Raw genomic sequence first — 19,893 nt, 5'->3', positions numbered from 1 at the left:
TGCGTCGCGGAGATACGTATCGTGGACCGATGCCCGACCTCCAGCGCCTCCGTCCCGACCACGCGCCCGCGCTGCTCGCCTTCGAGCGACGCAACCGGGCGTACTTCGCCACTGCCGTCCCGGACCGGGGAGACGCCTGGTTCGAGGAGTTCGAGTCCCGGCATGCGGCGCTGCTGGCCGAACAGCGGCGTGGGCTCTGCCACTTCCACGTTCTGGCGGACGAGGCCGGGGAGATCCTCGGACGGGTCAACCTGATCGACGTCGACCCCCGCGAGGGCTCCGCCGAGCTCGGCTACCGGATCGCGCAGTCGGCGGCCGGGCGCGGACTGGCCACCGCCGGGGCGCACGCGGTCTGCTCGCTCGCCGTCGGGTCCTACGGCCTCACCTCGCTGCGCGCGGCCACCACCGACGACAATCCCGGCTCCCGCAAGGTGCTGACCCGGCTCGGCTTCGCGCCGGTGGGCGCTTCGCGGTTCGACGGACGGCCGGGCACCCTCTTCCGGCTCGACCTGGCTCCGTTCGCGCCCCGCTGAGCGCGCGCAGACTCAGGCCCGCCGCACCCGGGCGTGCGGTCGCGGGGTGAATCCGGCGGCTTCGCGTACGCGTTGGACTTGGGCGCGGTGGTGTTCGGTGTTGATGCGTGGTGGTGGTGTGGGTTCGCCTCGGCAGGTGCGGCAGAGTCCGCCGGGGAGGGCGTGGGGGCGGCCGGGTTTTTGGCAGAGGGTGCATTCCATGAGGGGGCCGGTGGGGTCGGGTGCGGGTGCGTGGGGTGGGAGTTTGTCGTGGAGGCGTCGTCGGACAAGTGCCGCCGGGTGGTGGACCGTTGACGGCAGACCCGCGGTCAGCGCGTGCTCCAGATCGGCGTCGCTCGCACCGCGCTCGTACCACTGCCGCAGCAGCGGCTCCAGCGCCGTGCACTCGGCGGCGCTCAGTGTGAGCCGTATGTCGCGGCGGCCCAACCGCGCCAGCAGCCGATGTTCCCGCGAGGGCGTCCGGCGATCATTCTCAGCCACTTCGGTGGGGTGTTCGCCGCGGGTGTACGCCTCCCACCAGGTGTCGGGGCGCGGTGTGCGGGAGAAGTGGGTGCGGGTGATGTGGTGGTAGGAGCCGTCGGTGCCGAGGACGGTTTCGCGGGTGCGGCGCAGATGTCCGGCTTCGGAGATCAGGCGCAGGGCGGTGCGCAGGGCGCACTGGCCGTACGGCGTCGTGCGGGCGAGGGTTTTGACGGAGATGTCGGCGCCCTCGGGGAGGCGGTCGAGGTAGGTGGCGATGCTTGCCTCGCGGGGCGGGAGGTGCCCGAAGTGCGGGTCGGCGTCGCGGTGTTGGCCCGGCACGGCACGCTTTCCGAAGCCCGGGGCGGCCTTCGGATGGGTGTCGGCGGGCAGCTCACGGATAAGCTGGGCCACAGCCATGGGGATCGTTCCTTCTGGGGATCGTCGATCTCGGTGGTCAGACCCCGGCGTGGTGTTGGTAGCACCTGTCGGGGTCGTCCTATTTGCAGTTGTTGGTCAGAAAGTAACCCCACCCCACCCCGGGTGGCAACTCGGTCACCCAGCGCCATCTCGTCGGCCGCGCGGGCGAGTTGGGCGGGTGGGCGGGCAGGGACCCACCACCCATTCCTTGCAGAGAGGGCTCGCAGCACGCGACTTGAGCCCCGGGCCCGCCCCACCCCCGCGACGGGCGCCGTTCCACCCGATCCGACCTCACGAGATGGCCGAAAACGCCCCATCAAGGATCGAGACACGGAGAGCAATCACGGAAACACTCATGGTGACCGTTACCCGTAGGGAGAGGACTTCTCATGCGTATCACCATGCGTTCGCTCGTCGCTGCCGCGACTGTCGCCGGCATGATGGCGTTCGGCGCCGCCACCGCACAGGCCCACGACTCGGGCAAGACGCACAAGGAGAGCTACGAGCTCGAGTTCGAGATCGGTGACGTCTTCGCCCCCGAGGCCGAGGTCGAGGACTCCGAGTTCGTGCAGATCGACCAGTCGGTGACCGCCATCGTCACCGAGGTCACCTTCGGCGACATGGTCATGGACTGACCCGGCCGCATCGTCGGCCCGGCGCCGCCCGCACTCCGCGAGCGGCGCCAACCGCCCCCGCAGCGCACGGACTTGTCCGTATCCGCCGCGGGGGCGGTGCCGTTTCCGCCTCCCGGCCGTCAGAGCCGGGGCCCGGCGCTCGGGCGCCTTGAGCGCATGCCCCTGCGCGGGCGCCCCGGGCGGGCAGCAGCGCTCAGGAACCGGGGTCGACCCGGGAACCGGCCTGCATTCGCAGCTGTTCGCGCCGGGAGAGCCGGGTCTGGGGGTGATCGGGCCCCAGCACCCGCGCACGGTCGCCGGCGACCTCGGCGAGCAGCAGCGCAGCCTGCGCACGACCGCCCGACGCCCCCAGGCTGTAGGCGTGTTCGTGCCGGGTGGTGAGGGTGTGCGGGTGGTCCGGGCCCAGCACCCGCCGTTTGTCGAGCGCCACTTGCGCGAGCAGTCGCGCCGCCTGCGCGTGGTCGCCGGACTCACCGAGGTTGTAGGCGTGGTTGTGGCGCGTCGTCAGGGTGCGCGGGTGGTCGCGGCCGAGCACCCGACCCTTGTCGGCGGCGATCTCCGCCAGCAACCGCGCCGCCCCGGCGCGGTCACCGGACTCGCCCAGGTTGTAGGCGTGGTTGTGGCGCGTCGTCAGAGTGCGCGGGTGGTCCGGGCCGAGGACCCGCGCCCGGTCCGCCGCGACCTCGGCGAGCAGTCGCGCCGCCTGCGCGTGGTCGCCGGACTCACCGAGGTTGTAGGCGTGGTTGTGGCGCGTCGTCAGCGTGCGCGGGTGGTCGCGGCCGAGCACCCGACCCTTGTCGACGGCGATCTCCGCCAGCAGCCGCGCGGCCCCGACCCGATCGCCGGACTCCCCGAGGTCGTAGGCGTGCACATGGCGCGCGGTGAGGCCGTCAGGGGTCGGCTCGACCGCATCGGGGCGACCGTAGGGAGTGGTGCGGGGCGGGGTCTGCGGGGTGCTCTCGATGAGGGTGTTGACCGCCTTGGGCCAGGTGGGGTTGTCGGGCGGTGTCCAGTGGGTGGTGATCTCGCCGAGGAGTTGCGGGGGCGTGGGCCGCATGGCCGGATCCTTGGCCAGACAGCGCTCGACAAGGGTCAGCACCGGCTCGGGCGTCCCGGTCAGCCGGGGAGTGCCGTTGACGACTCGGTGGAGGATGGCCAGCGGCGGCCCGTGCCCGAACGGCTCCTGGCCCGTGGCGGCGTAGGCGAGCACGGCGCCGAGCGAGAAGATGTCGCTGGCCGCGTCGAGATGGCGGCCCTCGGCCTGTTCGGGCGACATGAAGCCGGGGGTGCCGATGGTGGCGTTGGTCGGGGTGAGCGCGGTGCCGTCCATCGCGTGCGCGATCCCGAAGTCGATGACCCGCGGCCCGTCCTCGGCCATCAGGATGTTGGAGGGCTTGAGGTCGCGGTGCAGGAGGTCCTCGGTGTGGATCGCCTGAAGCGCCTCCACGAGCCCGGCGGCCAGCAGCCAGAGCGAGTTCTCGGGCAGCGGCCCGCTCTCGGAGACGGCCTCGAAGAGCGAGGGACCGGGCACGTACGAGGTCGCGATCCACGGCGGGTTGTCGTCCACTCCGGCCGCCACCACCGGGGCGGTGTAGGCGCCCGAAACCGCCCTGGCGGCTATCACCTCGCGTCGGAAGCGGCGGCGGAAGTTCGGTTGGAGCGCGAGATGGGCGTAGACGACCTTGACGGCGACCGTCTTGCCGCCGGGAGTGCGCCCCAGATAGACCTGTCCCATACCGCCCGAACCCAGCCGCGCACGCAGAGCGAGGTCACCGATGCGCGTTGGGTCTTCCGCTCTCAGCGGTTCCACCGATCCCCCTCTTCCGCCGGCGCTCCGGCCCCGGACTGGTAGCTACCCAGCCAACCGCCAAAGAGCCCACTTTGCTTGACAGTTGGTCGACAAGTGGTGGTTTCGCAGGACGGGCGACCGGACGCGGCGCCGCCTCACCGCGGAGGCGGGGGCCGGAACGGGCCGGGTGTCGGCTGCTGCCTCCCGGCGGAACCCGGCACATCGGCTCTTCGGAGGGAACGGGGTCGGGCGGGCGGAGAAGGGAACGGGTCGGGCGGGCACGGAAGGGTGCGGGAGGCAGGGGTGGGCGGCGTACCCGGTGTGCCCGAAGGACGGGCCGGTGCCGACGGTCGGCCGTCGGCCCGCGAGCGGCCCTACCGGTCCGCCTCGCGCTCCGGCAGGGGTTCGACGGGCTGCCGGAGCAGAGTGCGCAGCTTCTCGGGCGCGGTGCGGCGGGAGTCGTTGAGGTAGATCTCGTGGTGCCTGCCGGTCATGCGCAGCCCCTCGCCCGGGATGAAGTCGTGGTGCATCCGGTTGAGCAGCGGTGCCTCGTCGTCGTACGGGCCGAGATGCAGCGTCTGGACGCACAGCCCCTCGTCGAGCGACTCCATGCGCACGGCGTCCAGGCGGGGCGGACGCTTCTTGCCGGCCTCCTCGACCGCGGCGGTGAAGTGCGACTCCTCGATCCACTCGGGCACCATGATCATCAGCGTCCAGTCCCAGCGGCTCTTGTCCCGGGAGGCGGTGAAGGCGTCCATGTCCCGTGCCCACCACAGGCCCTCCAACGGCGGGACGACGTAGTCGCGTTCGAGTCGGCGCGCGCTGGTGAACTTGAGCTTGTAGGCGACCGGATAGAGCGACTCCACCGACTCGGCGAAGGCGGCGGAGGTGTTGGGGTCGCCGTGGCCGTCGATCATCAGATAGCGCGTGGGCGGCACCCGCAGGACCCGGAACTCGCCGCGCTCCGCCCGGTAGCTGTCGAGGGTCTTCTTGAAGTCGCTCTTGTCGCTCGGCATCCGCCCTGTCTACCGCCGGGCACTGACAGAGTGCGCGTCGATACGCCGACCGTCGGGGCTTTCCCGGCCCGAACCCGAACGTGACGCACGCATATACCGGCCAACGATGTTACCCAGCAGTGAAGCTGACCAAAATGTCACCGGTGCCACCGCCCTCCGTGGGACAGGATGGTCGACGAAGATCACTCCCGACAGATGATTGGCGACGCTCCACATGTCCGGTCACCGCAACACCTCGCTCTACGACGTCGACGCCTTCCCGCTCAACGCGCTGACCCGCTCGGTGCAGTTGGCGAACACCGGTGTCGCCGCCATGGCGGTGGCCTCCGGTCTCCCCCTGTCGAGCATGGGGGACGACCTCGTCGTCGTGCGGGAGAGCACCGCGCCCTGGTTCGAGTCCCAACTCCCGCGTCTGCTCGACCTGTTCGCCGGATTCCAGCGGCACGCGACGCTGCCCGCCGGCCTCTCGCCGGAGGGCGTGGACCGGCTGCTCGCCGACTGGGGCACCCCGCACGGCAGGCAGGAGTTCCGGGAGGCGGGCCAGAGTTACGTCGACGACGCCCGGGCGCAGAGCGCACGCGCGTCCGACACCGCGGCCGAGGCCCGCCGGTTCCTCGTCGACTTCGACACCGACCTCTCCAGCCTGACCTTCCGCGCGGAGGCCCAGGGCTGGTCGACCCCGGAGGGCGTCTCCGCCGCCGGCAAACGTCTGCGCACTGCGGCCGGCCTGCTGCTCGAACCGGCGGTCTGCACCTCGGCCACCGCGCTGGTCGCCGGTGACACCGGAGCGCTGCGCGGACGGCCGGGCACCGTCCTCCACCTCTGCACCGGCGGCCCGGACGCGGCCCCCGGGACCGAGTGCGCGAGCGAGGCCGAGCAGGCGGCCCTCGAGGAGCAACGGGCCGCCGCGCACGCCCTGTTCGCGGTGCTGGGCGAGCTCGGGGGCGAGACGGCCGGCACCGCGCTGCTCCTCGAACTCAAGCTCGGCCTCGACCAGGCGGTGGAGGCCGCGGCAGCCGCCACAGACCTCATCGCGCGCGCCTGGACGGAGACCGCCGAACGCTGGGATCGACTCGACGACCACACGGACCCCGCCGCGGTCCGCGACCGACTGCTCGCCGCCCGGGAGGACTTCCACCTGCTGCACGAAGCGAGCGTCCGGGCGGAACCGCTGGCGGCCCCACCGGTGGTGCTCAGCGACGGGCTCGCGCAGCTGCTGGACCAGCCGGCCGGGCGACCGCTCGACCTGGTCGGGTTCGTCGCCACCGTCACCTACGGCCACCGTCGTGCCGCCGAGGGACGCCAGAGCTGACGCGCGGCGACGGGCCGGCGGGCCGGTGATCGCGGACCCCGGCACGGTCGGCCTCACCGCGGTCGGCGGCGCGGCGTGCGGGGCGCGCAACCCTCCTGCCCCGGGCGGGGTGACCGGACGGAAACCGGAGCCTTCTAGAGTCTGGGCCCGTACCCGAGTCCGGACCGGGCGGGGCGCGCAGGAGAGGAGCCAATCGTGGACACGCAGCGGACGTCCGCCACCGGCGACGGCACGGACCGGGTGAGGACGGTCTGCACCTACTGCGGGGTCGGCTGCGGCATGCTCCTCCAACTGACGGACGCCCCGGCGGACTTGGCGGCCACAGCCGTTGCCACAGCCGCCGCCGGGGATTGCGCGCCGCGCGTCGTCACCGCGGTGTCCGGCGATCCGGAGCACCCGGCCAACCGCGGGCGGCTGTGCACCAAGGGCGCCACCACCGCCGAGATGCTGGCCGCACCGGGCCGGCTGTCGGCCGCGCTGGTACGGCCCGACCGCGCGGACGCCCCCGGACGGCCGGACCGCGAGGCGGCACCCGTACCGACCCCGACGGCCGAAGCGGTCGCGCACACCGCACGTCGGCTGCGGGCGATCGTCGACGAACACGGCCCGGACTCGGTGGCCCTGTACGTCTCGGGCCAGATGAGCATCGAGGCCCAGTACCTCGCCAACAAGCTCGCCAAGGGCTATCTGCGCACCCGGTGGATCGAGTCCAACTCCCGGCTCTGCATGGCCGGTGCGGGCAGCGGCTACAAGCTCTCGCTCGGCGCGGACGGTCCTCCCGGCAGCTACGACGACCTCGACCGCGCCGATCTCTTCCTGGTGATCGGCTCCAACATGGCCGACTGCCACCCCGTCCTCTTCCTGCGGATGATGGACCGGGTCAAGCGCGGTGGCGCCAAGCTGATCGTCGTCGATCCCCGGCGCACCGCCACCGCGGAGAAGGCGGACCTCTTCCTCCGGATCAGGCCCGGCACGGATCTGTCCCTGCTCAACGGTCTGCTGCGGCTGCTCGTCGACAACGGGCACACCGACGACGCGTTCATCGCCGAACACACCACGGGCTGGCCCGAGTTGGCGGCGATGCTCGCGGACTACCCGCCCGAACGCGTCGCCTCGACGACCGGCATACCGGAAGCCGATCTGCGCGAGGCGGCGCGGCTGATCGGCGAGGCGAGCAGCGGCGGCGAGTGGACCAGCTGCTGGACGATGGGCCTCAACCAGTCCACCCACGGCACCTGGAACACCAACGCCCTGATCAACCTCCACCTCGCGACCGGTGCGATCTGCCGACCGGGCAGCGGACCGTTCTCCCTCACCGGCCAGCCGAACGCCATGGGCGGACGCGAGATGGGCTACATGGGCCCCGGGCTCCCCGGCCAGCGCTCGGCGCTCGACGCCGAAGACCGTGCGCGCGTCGAGGAGTTGTGGGGAATCGAGCCGGGGGCGATACGCCCCGACGGCCACGGGCGCGGCACCGTCGACCTCTTCGAGCGGATGGCGCGCGGCGAGATCCGGGCCTGCTGGATCATCTGCACAAACCCCGTCGCCTCGGTCGCCAACCGCGACACGGTGATACGCGGCCTGGAGGCGGCCGAACTCGTCGTCACCCAGGACGTGTTCGCCGAAACCGAGACCAACACGTACGCCGACGTCGTACTGCCCGGCGCCATGTGGTCCGAGGCGGAGGGCGTGCTGGTCAACTCCGAACGCAGCCTCACCCTGGCCGCGGCGGCCACCGAACCACCCGGCGACGCCTGGCCGGACTGGCGGCTGATAGCCGCCGTGGCCCGCGGGATGGGCTACGAACAGGGCTTCTCCCACGACAGCGCCGAGGAGGTCTTCGAGGAGATCACCCGCGCCTCGAACCCTGCCACCGGCTACGACCTGCGCGGAGTGAGCCACGAGCGGCTCCGCGCGGGCCCCGTGCAGTGGCCGGCCGCCCCGGACGGCCCCGACCGCAACCCCGTGCGCTACCGCAACGACGGCGTGCACAGCCCCCTGCTCGTGCGGGAGGACGGTACGCGCCCCGCGCTCGCCTTCCCGACGCCCGACGGGCGGGCGGTCTTCCACGCCCGCCCGCACCTTCCGGCCGCCGAACTCCCCGACGACGACCACCCGTTCGTGCTCAACACCGGACGGGTGCCGCACCAGTGGCACACCCTCACCAAAACGGGGCGGGTCCCGCGGCTGAACCGGCTCAACCCCGGCCCGTTCGTCGAGATCCACCCCCGGGACGCCCACACCCTCCGCGTCGTGGACGGCGACCGGGTGCGGATCGCCTCCAGGCGTGGGCACGCGGTGCTGCCCGCGGTCGTCACCGACCGTGTGCGGGAGGGGAGTTGCTTCGCTCCGTTCCACTGGAACGATCTGTACGGCGAGGAGCTGAGCATCAACGCGGTCACCAACGACGCGGTCGACCCGATCTCCTTCCAACCCGAGTTCAAGGTGTGCGCGGTCGCGCTCAGCCGGGTCGGGCCCGCCGCACGAACCGACATCCCGGAGGCTCTCGGGACGGGTCGGACGGTCGGGACGACGGGAGCCTTGGCAGCGCCCCGCGCCGGCGTCCACGACGACGGCCCCGGAGGCGACGGCCCTCGCGGTGGCGGTCCTGGAGGCGACGGCCCCGGAGGCGACGACCCTGCCCGTGGCGGCCCTGCCGGTGACGGCCGCGGAGAGGGCGACAGCGCTGCCGACGACCACCGCCGGGGCTCCTGGAGCGATCAAGTGCCGGCGCTTCAGGCCGTGTTGGGCATAGCCGACCTCTCCCCGCCGACGCTCGACGAGCGGGCCCGCCGCTACCTCGGCGGCTTCCTCGCCGCCCTGGCGGCACCACCCGCCGCCGGGCACCCGGCCGACCCCACCCCCTTCGCCGACGCCGCCGCCTCCGCCGCACTCGCCGGTGCGGTGCCCGTGCTCCCGGCGGACGCGCCGCTCGACCCCGCCGCCCTGCACTGGGTCAACGGCCTGCTGGCGGGCCACTGTTCGCGTACGACGCCGACCGCCCCACCGAGCACTCCCCCGGCCGCCGCATCCGCCACACCGGCACCGGACTCTCCCACGGAACAGAACGGCCGACCGCTGCTCGTTCTGTGGGCCTCCCAGACCGGCAACGCGGAGGAGGCGGCCCAGCGGCTCCACCGCGAACTGTCCGAAACCCGCCGCCGGCCCCGACTGCTCGACATGAGCTCCCTGCTGCCCGGCGAACTCCCGCGCGACGCCGACCTTCTGCTGGTCACCAGCACCTACGGCGACGGTGAGGCACCCGACAACGGCACCGGGTTCTGGGAGGCCCTGACGCACCACGACGCCCCGCGACTGGACGGCGTGCGGTACTCCGTCCTCGCGCTCGGCGACTCCTCCTACACCGACTTCTGCGGTCACGGCCGCCGTCTGGACGCCGCCCTGGAGGGACTGGGCGCACACCGCCTCGCCCCGCGCGCGGACTGCGAACCGGACTGTCGGGAGACCGTCCGGCAGTGGACCGCGCAGATACGAGCAGCTCTCTCCGACCGGCCAACTCCCGTCGTCACCACGGCAGTCCAGCGCCCCGAGGAGGAACGGCCCACCAGACTCGCGCCGTTCACCTCCCGACTCGTCGGAAACCGTCTGCTCGGCCGCCCGGGCGGGGCGAAGGAGGTGCGTCAGTTCACTCTCACCGCCGAGGGCCTCGACCACCGGGTCGGCGACGCACTCGGCGTACTGCCGCTCAACTGCCCCTCGCTGGTGGCGGAATGGCTCGACGCCACCCGTACCGATCCGAACGCACCGGTCCACCCGCGGGACCTCGGGCTCGATCCGCAGCGCAGCCCGCTCGAACCGCTGCCGCTGTCGGAGGCACTTCTGCGGCACTTCGACATCACCCGCGTCACCCCCGGCCTGCTGCGGCTGCTCGCAGAACGAGGCGGCAGCCCCGTACTGCGCAAGCTCCTGCGCCCGGACAACACCGGGGAGTTGACCCAGTGGACCTGGGGACGGCAGGCGGTGGACGTGCTCAAGGAGTTCCCGGTCGACGCCGAACTCACCGACTGGCTGGGCGTGTTGGGGCAGCTCCGGCCGCGCCGGTACTCCATCTCCTCCAGCCCGCTCACCGACCCCGGCCTGCTCTCGCTCACGGTCTCGGTCGTCCGCTACGGGACGCGGGACGGCCTGCGCACCCGCAAGGGCGTCGCGTCCACCTTTCTGGCCGACGCGCCCCCGGACAGCCCCGTACAGGTCTTCGTCCAGCCCACCGCGCACTTCCGGCCACCCACCGATCCGCAGACTCCGATGATCATGGTCGGTCCCGGTACGGGCGTCGCGCCCTTCCTCGGCTTCCTCCAGGAGCGTCAGGCGCTGGGACACTCCGCACCCAACTGGCTCTTCTTCGGCGAACAGCACGAGGCCACCGACTTCTACCACCGCGACCGGCTCGTGAAGCTGCTCGACGACCGGGTGCTCACCCGCCTGGACACGGCCTTCTCCCGCGACCAGCGCAACAAGGTCTACGTCCAGGACAGGCTGCGCGAACACGGCGCCAAGGTCTGGTCCTGGCTCCGGGACGGCGCCCACTTCTACGTCTGCGGCGACGCCTCCCGGATGGCCGGCGACGTCGACCGCGCCCTGCACGAACTCGTCGCCCTGCACGGCGGCCTCGACGAGCAGGCGGCCCGCGCCCACGTCAAACAGCTCGCCTCCGACAAGCGCTACGTCCGCGACGTGTACTGACCACGCCGACGGCCGAGCCGGCCGCCCGTCGACTCGCTAAGCTGGCGCCGTGACGACCGGGTCGGCCATGGGCCACACACGAGACGGGCGCCCGGCTCCCGGGTGATCCCCCGGCGGGCCCGCGGCCCGCCACCTCCTCCGCGCACTCTCGGCACCGCTTCACCCGCTGACCGACGACACGGAGGAGAACCGCAGTTGAACCAGAACCCACCCCACCCGCAGCAGCAGCCACCCGCCACACCCGACCCGCAGAACGCACCCCGCCCCCGGAGCACACCGCGGCCCACCGCCACGCCACGTCCCGTCGCCGCACCGCGGCCCGAGGCGGCCCGGCCGGCAGGCGTCGACTCCGTACGGCTCGACCACACCGTCGTCCACGCGTCCGACCGACAGCTGTCCGCCGAGTTCCTGGCGGCGGTCCTGGAGCTGGAGGTCGGCGCCCCGTTCGGCCCGTTCCTGCCGGTCGACCTCGGCAACGGCGTCACCCTGGACTTCCACGAGACGCGCACCGAGGACATCCAGCCCCAGCACTACGCGTTCCTCGTTCCGGAGCAGCGCTTCGACGCGATGATCGACCGGCTCGGGGCGCTCGGCGTGACGTACTGGGCGGACCCGCACCACACCCAACCGGGCCGCACCAACGACCTGTTCGGCGGACGCGGTGCCTACTTCGACGACCCGGACGGGCACAACATGGAGATCATGACGCGCCCCTACCGACGCCCCTGACCGGCCCCGGAGGCCGGGCCCCGGCGGCCGGGCAGGCTCACGCACAGACGCCTGCCCGGCCGCCGGGCCACCCGCCCCGCTGCCTGCCTGCCTGCCTGCCTGCCTGCCTGCCTGCCTGCCTGCCTGCCGCGAGTGAACTCCGCCCGGAGCGCGGTGTGTTCAGCCACGGCGGGCGTGGATCACTCCAGACCCTGGCTCTCCTCCAGATGCGCCATCGCCCCGAGGGGCTCCTCGGCGAAGAAGACCAACTCGGTGAGCGGACGCGGGAGGAAGCCCTCGTCCTCCATCCGCTGGAACTGCTGCTTGAGGCCGTCGTAGAAGCCCTCGGTGTTCAGCAGGACGACCGGCATCTCGGTGTGGCCGTGCTTCTTCAGCTCCAGGATCTCGGTCGCCTCGTCGAGAGTGCCGGTGCCGCCGACCATGACGACGACGGCGTCGGCCTTTTCGAGCAACAGCCGTTTGCGCTCGGCGAGATCGGCGGCGATCACCATGTCGTCGACGTCCGGACGGGACCGGTCCGCCAGGAAGGCCACGGACACCCCGCACAGCCGGCCGCCCGACTCGTGCACCCCGTCCGCGACGACCTTCATCAGCCCGACGTCGGAGCCGCCCCAGACCAGGGTGTGCCCACCCCTGCCCAGCAGTTCCGCGAACTCCCGCGCGGGGCGCGTGTAACGCTCGTCGAGTTCGGCGGCGGAGAGAAAGACGCAGATACGCATGGACGCAGCGTACGTGCGCCGGCCGGCCGTTCCCAGAGCGCCGCGACCGGCCACCTCCGCCGTCCGGCCACTGCCGCCGCCGTCCGACTCGGGCCGCACCTCCGGGCGCCGCCACCGCGCTCCCGGGCCCAACGGCCCCCGTCGGCTCACTGGTTGGAGGCGGCCGCGACGATGTAGAAGATCAGCACGACCGCGATGACGACCGCGAGCGCGATCCGGGCGAGATGCACCACCCGCTCGGAGTTCTCCACCTCGTGTGTACGCAGATGGTCCTCGGCCCTCGTCCGGGCGGAGAACGTGGCATCCGTGCGGAGCCCGCAGCTGTCGCACACCAGGACGCGGGTGAAGAGACGCCCCTCGCGGATGTGCACCTCGTGGGTGCGCCCCTGCGGATCGGTGCCGGTGTACGTGCTGAGCCTCATCCCTCCCCCGCCTCCTCGGACCGCTCCGAGGGATCGCCGCGCAGTACGTCGTACAGATAGGACTTGCCGTTCTTGAAGCTGCGCCACACGGTGGCCGGCGGCTGCGCCTCGTCGCCGGTGGTCTCCAGCGGCTTCGCGACGACCGTGCCGTCCGGCAGCGCGCAGTGCCAGCCGTCGGCGGGCGACCACACGCACAGCACCTGCCCGTCGGTGCGCAGATGGGCGGGTCGACCGTGGTGCTCGCCGTTCCGGGTGAAGCGGTAGCGCAGACCGTCGAGACGGCGCTCGAAGGTGAGCGTGGTGAGTGGCCCCATGCCTCCGGCAGCGTACGTACCCCGGGCCGGACCGGCGAGCCCTTTGCCCGCCGTCGCCGCAGGGCACCCCGCGGCCCGGACCCCGCCCCCAGCCCGTGAGCCCGTGAGCTGCCGGAACGACGCGGAGTCGGCTGTGCCACAATCTTGTGCAACTTGTTGCACAACCCTCGGCGGTCACCTACAACAGAGTGGCGGCCCCCGCGTTCCCCCCGCAGCGCCGCAGCGCCGCAGCACCCCGCTTGCACCCCCGCATCGCCACCGCAGCCCGGCGGCGACCGAAGAGCGAGAGAGACGAGACGAATCGGATGAGCTCCCACCACCCCGTCGGCACTCCTTCGGCACACCCGACGCAGCCCGGCGACGCCTCCCCCTACCCCCGGCTCCTCGCACCGCTCGACCTCGGCCACGTCACACTGCGCAACCGCGTGCTGATGGGCTCGATGCACGTCGGGCTGGAGGAGGCGGAGAACGGCTTCGCGCGGATGGCCGCCTTCTACGCCGAGCGCGCCAGGGGCGGCGTCGGGCTGATCGTCACCGGCGGCATCTCGCCCAACGAGGCGGGCCGGCCGTGGGACGGGGGCGCGAAGCTCACCACCTCCGAGGAGGCCGCGCAGCACCGCGTCGTCACCGAGGCGGTGCACCGCGAGGGCGGCCTGATCGCCATGCAGATTCTGCACTTCGGCCGCTACGCCTACCACGAGGGACTGGTGGCACCCAGCGCGATCAAGGCGCCCATCAGCCTCTTCGAGCCGCACGCCCTCACCGACGACGAGGTCGAGCAGACGATCGAGGACTTCGTACGGGCGGCGGAGCTGGCGCGCGAGGCGGGCTACGACGGCGTCGAGATCATGGGGTCCGAGGGCTATCTGATCAACGAGTTCATCGCCTCCGCCACCAATCACCGCACCGACCGCTGGGGCGGCAGCTACGAGAACCGGATGCGCTTTCCGCTGGAGATCGTGCGGCGCGTGCGTGAGCGGCTGGGCCCCGACTTCGTCCTGATCTACCGGCTCTCCATGCTCGACCTGATACCCGGCGGCTCGACCCTGGAGGAGGTCACCACCCTCGCGCGGCGCATCGAGGAGGCCGGGGCCTCGATCATCAACACCGGAATCGGCTGGCACGAGGCACGCATCCCGACGATCGTCACCTCGGTGCCGCGGGCCGCATGGGCCTGGGTCACCAAGAAGCTCATGGGCACCGTCGACATCCCGCTGGTGACCACCAACCGCATCAACACCCCCGAGAAGGGCGAGGAGTTGCTGGCGGAGGGGTACGCGGACATGGTGTCGGTGGCGCGGCCCATGCTGGCCGACCCCGACTTCGTCGCCAAGGCCGCACAGGGCAGGTCCGAGGCGATCAACACCTGCATCGGCTGCAACCAGGCGTGCCTGGACCACACCTTCTCGCTGAAGATCACCTCCTGCCTGGTCAACCCGCGGGCCTGCCACGAGACCGAACTCGTCCTCTCCCCCACTCGCCGCGCCAAGCGCCTGGCGGTCGTCGGAGCAGGACCGGCCGGCCTCGCCTTCGCCGTCTCGGCGGCCGAACGCGGCCACCGGGTCACCCTCTTCGACGCGGACGACCGCATCGGCGGCCAGCTCAACCTCGCGGCCGGCATCCCGGGCAAGGAGGAGTTCCACGAGACGCTGCGCTACTACCGCCACCGGCTCGACGAACTCGGCGTCGAGCTGAGGCTCGGCACGCCCGTCACGGCCGCGGACTTCGCCACCGGCGGCAGCCACCCGGACCACGACGAGATCGTCGTCGCCACCGGCGTACTGCCGCGCACACCGGAGATCGAGGGCGTGGACCACCCGAGCGTGGTCAGCTACCTCGACGTGCTCAGGGGCGCCGAGGTCGGCGAGCGGGTGGCCGTCCTGGGCGCCGGCGGCATCGGGTTCGACGTCGCGGAGTACCTCACCGACGACGAGGAGCACGCGGCGCTCGACCCCGAGGTCTTCTTCCGCCAGTGGGGCGTCGATCCCGAGTACCGGGAGGCCGGCGGTCTGACCGAGGCCAAACGCAGCAGACCGCGTCGCTCGGTGCACCTGCTCCAGCGCAAGACCAGCAAGGTCGGCGCGGGCCTCGGCAAGACGACCGGCTGGGTCCACCGCAACGAACTGCGGGCGCGCGGCGTGGAGATGGTCGCCGGCGCGACGTACGAGCGCATCGACGACTCCGGTCTGCACATCACCGTCGAGGGGGTCAGCAGGGTCGTCCCCGCCGACACGGTGGTGCTCTGCACGGGTCAGGAGCCGCGCCGCGACCTGTACACCGAACTGGAGGCTGCCGGACACACCGTCCACCTCATCGGCGGCGCCGACGTGGCGGCCGAGCTGGACGCCAAGCGCGCCATCGACCAGGGCACCCGCCTGGCCGCCACCCTCTGATCCCGGCCCGCCCACCGGCTCCGCACCCCGAAGCGCCCGCTCCGCCGCGTCGCGCGCCGCGTCCCGTGCGCGCGCGACGGGCGCAGGGGCCCCGCGCACGTACGGGCGTTTCGGGTGCGGAGGCCGACTGGCGTCCGCGCGGCGTCCCGGGGAGCCCGTACGGCGGGCCGCAGCCCGGGCGGCGACGCGGCCGCTCTCTAGGATCGGTTCATGTCACTGCCGCACGCCATCCTGACCGCGCTCCTGGAGAAGCCGTCCTCCGGGCTGGAGCTGACGCGCCGGTTCGACAAGTCGATCGGGTTCTTCTGGTCGGCGACGCATCAGCAGATCTACCGCGAGCTGGGAAAGCTGGAGCAGGCCGGACTGATCCGGGCGCTGCCGAGCACCGAGCGGGCACGCGGCCGGCGCAAGGAGTACGAGGTACTGGCCGCCGGACGCGGGGAGTTGACCCGCTGGACGGCGTCCAGCGACGAACCCAAGCCGCTGCGGGACGCGTTGGCGGTGCGCATCCGGGCGGCGGCGGTCGTCGGAACGGCCGGCCTGGAGGCGGAGCTGGAGCGCCATCTCGCCGTGCACCGCGAGCAGTTGGCGTCCTACCGTGCGATGGCCGAGCGGGACTTCCCGCGCGGCGGCGAGCGGGATTTTCCGCGCGGTGAGCGGGGCGGTGGCAGCGAGCAGACCAGACTGCACGAGGTGCTGCTGCACGGGGGCGTGCGGATGGAGACGTTCTGGGTGGAGTGGCTGGCAGAGGTGCTGGAAGCGGTGCGCGCACTGGACCGCGACTGAGGCCGGAGGAACCGTGCCGGAGGGGGTCGTGGAGCGGGCCAACTCTCGGATTCCCGGGGCGGATTGCGTCCGAGCCCTTGACGGTACGCCGCCAAGCCTTAAAGTCTAGACCAATAACGGGTTCGAGGCGCCCGACCCGTGTACCCCCCTGGCCGCGTACAGGAAGCGAGCTTCCCCCACCCTGGCTCGCGGCACAACGCTCCTCCTCACAAGGAGACAGAATGAACCGGAAACGCAAAGTCGCCGCACTCATCGGCGCGGGCGTCGCCCCGCTGATCGCGGTCTCTCTTCCCGCCAGCTCGGCGTCGGCCCACGGCTACGTCGACTCTCCGCAGAGCCGTCAGGCTCAGTGCGCCGCCGGCGTCGTGGAGTGCGGTGACATCAAGTACGAGCCGCAGAGCGTCGAGGGGCCCAAGGGTCTGACCAGCTGCAGCGGCGGCAACGGACGCTTCTCCGAGCTGGACGACGACGGCCGGGGCTGGAAGGTCAACCAGGTCAGCTCCACGCAGGACTTCACCTGGAAGATCACCGCCCGGCACGCCACCAGCACCTGGCAGTACTTCGTCGGCGGCGACAAGGTCGCCGAGTTCGACGACGGTGGCGCCCAGCCCGGCGAGACCGTGAACCACACGGTCGACTTCGGCGGCAAGAGCGGCAACCAGAAGGTGCTCGCCGTCTGGAACATCGCCGACACCCCGATGGCCTTCTATGCCTGCATAGACGTCAACATCGGCTGATCCACCTCGGGCGCGAGCTGTGTGGCCGGGCGGTCCTCCGCCCGGCCACACAGCTGTCCGCGGCACCGGCCCCGCCCCCGTCCGTGCCCCCACTCGCCCGCAGCGCCACACGCTCCTCGCCGCCGCGCCGATCGGCCTTGACCTTGTCGCGACGTCAAGGTCTGTACTGGGCGCATGCGAATCGGAGAGCTCGCCGCACTGGCCGGCGTCAGCACCAGGACCGTGCGCCACTACCACCGGATCGGGCTGCTGCCCGAGCCCGACCGCCGCTCCAACGGCTACCGCGTCTACGGACTGCGGGACGCCGTACTGCTCGTCCGGGTGCGGCGCCTGACCGAGCTGGGACTCAGCCTCGACGAAGCGGCCGACGTGCTGGCCGACGACGCGGGCCGCGACCTCCAGGAGGTGCTCGCCGAGCTGGACGCGAGCCTGGCCCTCCAGGAGGAGCAGCTCCGCTCCCGCCGCAGCCAGCTCGCCGCGCTGCAGGAGCTGGCCGCCGACCGGCTGCCGGCCGAGGGCCCCGTCAGCCCCGAACTGGCGGCCGTGCTCGCCGAGATGACCCGCACCGCGGGCGAACTGCCCGGCGGGGAACCGGAGACGGCCAGACGGGAGCGCGAACTGCTCGTGCTGCTGGACGGTTCGCCCTCCGGGGCGGCCCGCGGCTGGCTGACGCCGATGACCGAGGCGCTGCGCTCCGACCCCGACGCGGTCCGAAGGGCGTACGAACTGTACGCGCGGATGGACGAGTTGGCCGATGCCGCGCCCGACGATCCGCGCGTCCCCGAGGTCGCACGGGCGATCGTGGACGTGCTGCCGCCGGAGGTCGCCGACCGGCTGGCCGAAGAGCTCACCCGCGCGCCGCTCGACCTGGAGTCCGAGAACGGATTCACCAGGGCCTTCTTCGCGGACCAGACACCCGCACAGGCCGAGGCAGTGCGCCGGGCGATCGAGCTGCTGCGGGAGCGTGCGCGATGATCGTCCGCACACTGACCGCCCTGCGCCGACTCCTGGTGCACGAGGTCCTGCTCTACACCAGCACGGTGCGGTGGATCGCCCGCCGCGGGCCGCACGCCGTCGGCACCGGCGCGACCGCCCTGCCCTACGCCGCCGAGCAGGCGTTCCTGATGTACACGATGATCTTCGTTTCGGTGATCGAGACCGTCGTGCTCGCCCTGGTGATCCCGTGGCCGGTCGTGCACCTGATACTGCTGGTGCTCGGCATCTGGAGCATCTTCTTCGCCGTCGGGCTGCACGCCTCGTGCGTCGTGCGCCCCCATGTGCTGGAGGCCGACGGCTCGTTGCGGGTCCGCTACGGAGCGCTGGTCGACATCCGGATCCCGGCCGGCAGCATCGCCGCCGTCACCGCGCAGCGCCGAGAGGGCGGCGGCATGGGGAAGGCGATCAACGACGGTTCGGTCGTGGTGGGCGTGGCCGGGCAGACGACACTCACCGTCGAGCTGACCGAACCGGTGGTCTACACGAGGCCGTTGGGGAGGAAGGCGTCGACCGACGTCGTACATCTGCACGTCGAGGACGTCCGTACGGTCGCCGCGCTGCTGCGCTCCGCGGTGGCGGAAACCCGCTGACCGCGCCCCTCGGTGCGCCGGGCGGCGCCGCGGGAGGCCGCGGGCCGGTTAGCGTTGCGGAATGGAGCAGCGAATCAGCCTGGTGACGCTGGGAGTCACCGACCTCGAAGCGGCCAAGTCCTTCTACACAGCGCTGGGTTGGCGCGGCCAGGAGGCTGAGGAGACGGTCTTCTTCCAGGCCGGCGGTCAGGCGATGGTGCTGTGGAGCAGGGCGAAGCTGGCGGCGGACTGCGGTGTGCAGGACCCGGGCCCGGTCGCCTTCGGCGGCATCGCGCTGGCACACAACGTGCGCTCGGCCGCCGAGGTGGACGAGCTGTTGGAGGCCGCCGCCGCGGCGGGCGGCCGGATCACCCGCCCCGCGGCAACCACCTTCTACGGCGGCTACGCCGGAGTCTTCGCCGACCCGGAGGGGCATCTGTGGGAGGTGGCGCACAACGAGGGCTTCCCGCTCGCCGAGGACGGTTCCCTCACCCTGCCGGACTTCGACGCCAAGTAGCCACCGGCCCTGGCCGGTTCGGCGTGTCCGCACCCGGCCGGCCCCCGGCGCCCGGCCGGGCGCGCACACGCCGGGCTCGCGGCGCGGCCGTGCGGGTCCCGCGCCCGCGCCGCGCCCGCCGGCTCAGCCCTTCGCGGCGTCCTCCAGCGCCCGCACATCGAGCCGGCGCATCCCGAGCATCGCCGTCATCACCCGGTTCGCCACCTCGCGGTCCGGGTGGGCGAGCAGCTCGGGCAGCCGGCTGGGGACGATCTGCCAGGACAGGCCGTACCGGTCCTTGAGCCAACCGCACTCGCCCTCCTCGCCGCCGTCCGCGGTCAGCGCCGTCCAGAGCCGGTCAACCTCCGCCTGGTCGGCGCACTCCGCGGAGAGCGAGACCGCCTCGTTGAAGCCGAAGGACTGCGCACCGCCGTTGAGCGCCATGACCCGGTGGCCGGCGAGCGTGCCGTACACGACCAGCGGCCGGTCGGCCCGTCCGGAGTCGGCGGGCAGGCCGGGGACGGCGGGCAGGCTGGGCTGCACCCGCTCGATGCGGGAGTCGCCGCCGAGGACGTCGACGTAGAACTCCATCGCCTCCTCGCCCCGGTCGTCGAACCACAGGCATGTGGTGATCTTCTGCATCGCGGACGCCTCCCTGGTGCGGTCTGCCGCTCTCTCGCCGGTACCGACCGACCGGCGGCCGGAAACTCATCGGGAGGCGTACGCCCTGTTCCGGCGGGCGCGCACAACACACTTCGGCGGGCCGTGGAAGAGCGGGAGCGCCGCACGGACCCAGCACTGCACACCATCGGGTGAAGTACGTTTTGGAGATCATCGGACGGTGAAACGTTGGCGCTGACACTT

Annotated in this window: 18 protein-coding genes; 11 read left to right on the top strand and 7 right to left on the bottom strand. The window is 72.2% G+C overall.

Annotated features, from left to right (window positions below; genetic code table 11):
- Window positions 1-29 precede the first annotated feature (29 nt).
- Window positions 30-533 carry a GNAT family N-acetyltransferase gene (locus MTQ01_RS04020; RefSeq protein ID WP_247486869.1) on the top strand — a complete coding sequence of 168 codons (504 nt, stop codon included), beginning with the start codon at window positions 30-32 and terminating at the stop codon, window positions 531-533.
- Window positions 534-545: 12 nt separating this feature from the next.
- Here MTQ01_RS04020 and MTQ01_RS04015 read toward each other — a convergent pair whose 3' ends face one another.
- A complete protein-coding gene (locus MTQ01_RS04015) occupies window positions 546-1,412 on the bottom strand; it encodes a hypothetical protein (RefSeq protein ID WP_247486868.1) in 867 nt (288 codons plus the stop codon).
- A 389-nt stretch (window positions 1,413-1,801) separates the two neighbouring features.
- Between MTQ01_RS04015 and MTQ01_RS04010 the strand changes: the two genes are divergently transcribed.
- A complete protein-coding gene (locus MTQ01_RS04010; RefSeq protein ID WP_247486867.1) occupies window positions 1,802-2,047 on the top strand; it encodes a hypothetical protein in 246 nt (81 codons plus the stop codon).
- A 193-nt stretch (window positions 2,048-2,240) separates the two neighbouring features.
- Here MTQ01_RS04010 and MTQ01_RS04005 read toward each other — a convergent pair whose 3' ends face one another.
- On the bottom strand, window positions 2,241-3,857 hold the full coding sequence (locus MTQ01_RS04005; RefSeq protein WP_247486866.1) for a serine/threonine-protein kinase: 1,617 nt from the start codon (window positions 3,855-3,857) through the stop codon (window positions 2,241-2,243).
- A 353-nt stretch (window positions 3,858-4,210) separates the two neighbouring features.
- A complete protein-coding gene (locus MTQ01_RS04000) occupies window positions 4,211-4,852 on the bottom strand; it encodes a GyrI-like domain-containing protein (protein WP_247486865.1) in 642 nt (213 codons plus the stop codon).
- A gap of 214 nt (window positions 4,853-5,066) precedes the next feature.
- Between MTQ01_RS04000 and MTQ01_RS03995 the strand changes: the two genes are divergently transcribed.
- The 3 genes from MTQ01_RS03995 to MTQ01_RS25240 all read left to right on the top strand — a co-directional run bounded on the left by MTQ01_RS03995 (window position 5,067) and on the right by MTQ01_RS25240 (window position 11,597).
- On the top strand, window positions 5,067-6,164 hold the full coding sequence (locus MTQ01_RS03995; protein ID WP_247486864.1) for a hypothetical protein: 1,098 nt from the start codon (window positions 5,067-5,069) through the stop codon (window positions 6,162-6,164).
- A gap of 195 nt (window positions 6,165-6,359) precedes the next feature.
- On the top strand, window positions 6,360-10,868 hold the full coding sequence (locus MTQ01_RS03990; protein WP_374207595.1) for a molybdopterin-dependent oxidoreductase: 4,509 nt from the start codon (window positions 6,360-6,362) through the stop codon (window positions 10,866-10,868).
- 195 nt (window positions 10,869-11,063) lie between these two features.
- Complete coding sequence (locus MTQ01_RS25240) at window positions 11,064-11,597, top strand: VOC family protein (RefSeq protein WP_374207594.1); 534 nt, start codon at window positions 11,064-11,066, stop codon at window positions 11,595-11,597.
- A 179-nt stretch (window positions 11,598-11,776) separates the two neighbouring features.
- Here MTQ01_RS25240 and MTQ01_RS03980 read toward each other — a convergent pair whose 3' ends face one another.
- From MTQ01_RS03980 to MTQ01_RS03970, 3 genes are all read right to left on the bottom strand, one after another.
- Window positions 11,777-12,316, bottom strand: coding sequence for a TIGR00730 family Rossman fold protein (locus MTQ01_RS03980; protein ID WP_247486863.1), 540 nt, complete (start codon window positions 12,314-12,316; stop codon window positions 11,777-11,779).
- A 146-nt stretch (window positions 12,317-12,462) separates the two neighbouring features.
- On the bottom strand, window positions 12,463-12,738 hold the full coding sequence (locus tag MTQ01_RS03975; RefSeq protein ID WP_247486862.1) for a hypothetical protein: 276 nt from the start codon (window positions 12,736-12,738) through the stop codon (window positions 12,463-12,465).
- The gene (locus MTQ01_RS03970) at window positions 12,735-13,052 is read right to left on the bottom strand and encodes a hypothetical protein (RefSeq protein ID WP_247486861.1); all 318 of its coding nucleotides are present in this window, start codon (window positions 13,050-13,052) and stop codon (window positions 12,735-12,737) included. The genes MTQ01_RS03975 and MTQ01_RS03970 overlap by 4 nt, the downstream gene beginning before the upstream one ends.
- Before the next feature lie 305 nt (window positions 13,053-13,357).
- On the opposite strand from MTQ01_RS03970, the gene MTQ01_RS03965 reads away from it, so the two are divergent.
- From MTQ01_RS03965 to MTQ01_RS03940, 6 genes are all read left to right on the top strand, one after another.
- Window positions 13,358-15,445 (top strand): NADPH-dependent 2,4-dienoyl-CoA reductase, encoded by a 2,088-nt coding sequence (locus MTQ01_RS03965; protein ID WP_247486860.1) that lies wholly within the window; start codon window positions 13,358-13,360, stop codon window positions 15,443-15,445.
- A gap of 210 nt (window positions 15,446-15,655) precedes the next feature.
- The gene (locus MTQ01_RS03960) at window positions 15,656-16,231 is read left to right on the top strand and encodes a PadR family transcriptional regulator (RefSeq protein ID WP_247486859.1); all 576 of its coding nucleotides are present in this window, start codon (window positions 15,656-15,658) and stop codon (window positions 16,229-16,231) included.
- A 221-nt stretch (window positions 16,232-16,452) separates the two neighbouring features.
- Complete coding sequence (locus MTQ01_RS03955; protein WP_247486858.1) at window positions 16,453-16,968, top strand: lytic polysaccharide monooxygenase auxiliary activity family 9 protein; 516 nt, start codon at window positions 16,453-16,455, stop codon at window positions 16,966-16,968.
- 174 nt (window positions 16,969-17,142) lie between these two features.
- Window positions 17,143-17,943 carry a MerR family transcriptional regulator gene (locus MTQ01_RS03950; protein WP_247486857.1) on the top strand — a complete coding sequence of 267 codons (801 nt, stop codon included), beginning with the start codon at window positions 17,143-17,145 and terminating at the stop codon, window positions 17,941-17,943.
- Window positions 17,940-18,554 carry a hypothetical protein gene (locus MTQ01_RS03945; RefSeq protein ID WP_247486856.1) on the top strand — a complete coding sequence of 205 codons (615 nt, stop codon included), beginning with the start codon at window positions 17,940-17,942 and terminating at the stop codon, window positions 18,552-18,554. Before MTQ01_RS03950 ends, MTQ01_RS03945 begins: the two co-directional genes overlap by 4 nt.
- Before the next feature lie 61 nt (window positions 18,555-18,615).
- Window positions 18,616-19,050 carry a VOC family protein gene (locus MTQ01_RS03940; protein WP_247486855.1) on the top strand — a complete coding sequence of 145 codons (435 nt, stop codon included), beginning with the start codon at window positions 18,616-18,618 and terminating at the stop codon, window positions 19,048-19,050.
- 123 nt (window positions 19,051-19,173) lie between these two features.
- On the opposite strand, the gene MTQ01_RS03935 is transcribed toward MTQ01_RS03940, so the two are convergent.
- Window positions 19,174-19,671 (bottom strand): VOC family protein, encoded by a 498-nt coding sequence (locus tag MTQ01_RS03935; protein ID WP_247486854.1) that lies wholly within the window; start codon window positions 19,669-19,671, stop codon window positions 19,174-19,176.
- Between the last annotated feature and the right edge of the window lie 222 nt (window positions 19,672-19,893).

The organism is Streptomyces sp. XM4193, assembly GCF_023072595.1.
Lineage (GTDB): Bacteria > Actinomycetota > Actinomycetes > Streptomycetales > Streptomycetaceae > Streptomyces.
This window is presented reverse-complemented; position numbering and strand designations above follow the sequence as displayed.

Bases quoted from the DNA above. Each gene is read 5' to 3' on its own strand.
- MTQ01_RS04020 (WP_247486869.1), top strand. From the start codon at position 30: ATGCCCGACCTCCAGCGCCTCCGTCCCGACCACGCGCCCGCGCTGCTC.
- MTQ01_RS03970 (WP_247486861.1), bottom strand. From the start codon at position 13,052: ATGGGGCCACTCACCACGCTCACCTTCGAGCGCCGTCTCGACGGTCTG.
- MTQ01_RS04000 (WP_247486865.1), bottom strand. From the start codon at position 4,852: ATGCCGAGCGACAAGAGCGACTTCAAGAAGACCCTCGACAGCTACCGG.
- MTQ01_RS03965 (WP_247486860.1), top strand. From the start codon at position 13,358: ATGAGCTCCCACCACCCCGTCGGCACTCCTTCGGCACACCCGACGCAG.
- MTQ01_RS03950 (WP_247486857.1), top strand. From the start codon at position 17,143: ATGCGAATCGGAGAGCTCGCCGCACTGGCCGGCGTCAGCACCAGGACC.
- MTQ01_RS04015 (WP_247486868.1), bottom strand. From the start codon at position 1,412: ATGGCTGTGGCCCAGCTTATCCGTGAGCTGCCCGCCGACACCCATCCG.
- MTQ01_RS03975 (WP_247486862.1), bottom strand. From the start codon at position 12,738: ATGAGGCTCAGCACGTACACCGGCACCGATCCGCAGGGGCGCACCCAC.
- MTQ01_RS03980 (WP_247486863.1), bottom strand. From the start codon at position 12,316: ATGCGTATCTGCGTCTTTCTCTCCGCCGCCGAACTCGACGAGCGTTAC.
- MTQ01_RS03940 (WP_247486855.1), top strand. From the start codon at position 18,616: ATGGAGCAGCGAATCAGCCTGGTGACGCTGGGAGTCACCGACCTCGAA.
- MTQ01_RS04010 (WP_247486867.1), top strand. From the start codon at position 1,802: ATGCGTATCACCATGCGTTCGCTCGTCGCTGCCGCGACTGTCGCCGGC.
- MTQ01_RS03995 (WP_247486864.1), top strand. From the start codon at position 5,067: ATGTCCGGTCACCGCAACACCTCGCTCTACGACGTCGACGCCTTCCCG.
- MTQ01_RS03955 (WP_247486858.1), top strand. From the start codon at position 16,453: ATGAACCGGAAACGCAAAGTCGCCGCACTCATCGGCGCGGGCGTCGCC.
- MTQ01_RS03935 (WP_247486854.1), bottom strand. From the start codon at position 19,671: ATGCAGAAGATCACCACATGCCTGTGGTTCGACGACCGGGGCGAGGAG.
- MTQ01_RS03945 (WP_247486856.1), top strand. From the start codon at position 17,940: ATGATCGTCCGCACACTGACCGCCCTGCGCCGACTCCTGGTGCACGAG.
- MTQ01_RS03960 (WP_247486859.1), top strand. From the start codon at position 15,656: ATGTCACTGCCGCACGCCATCCTGACCGCGCTCCTGGAGAAGCCGTCC.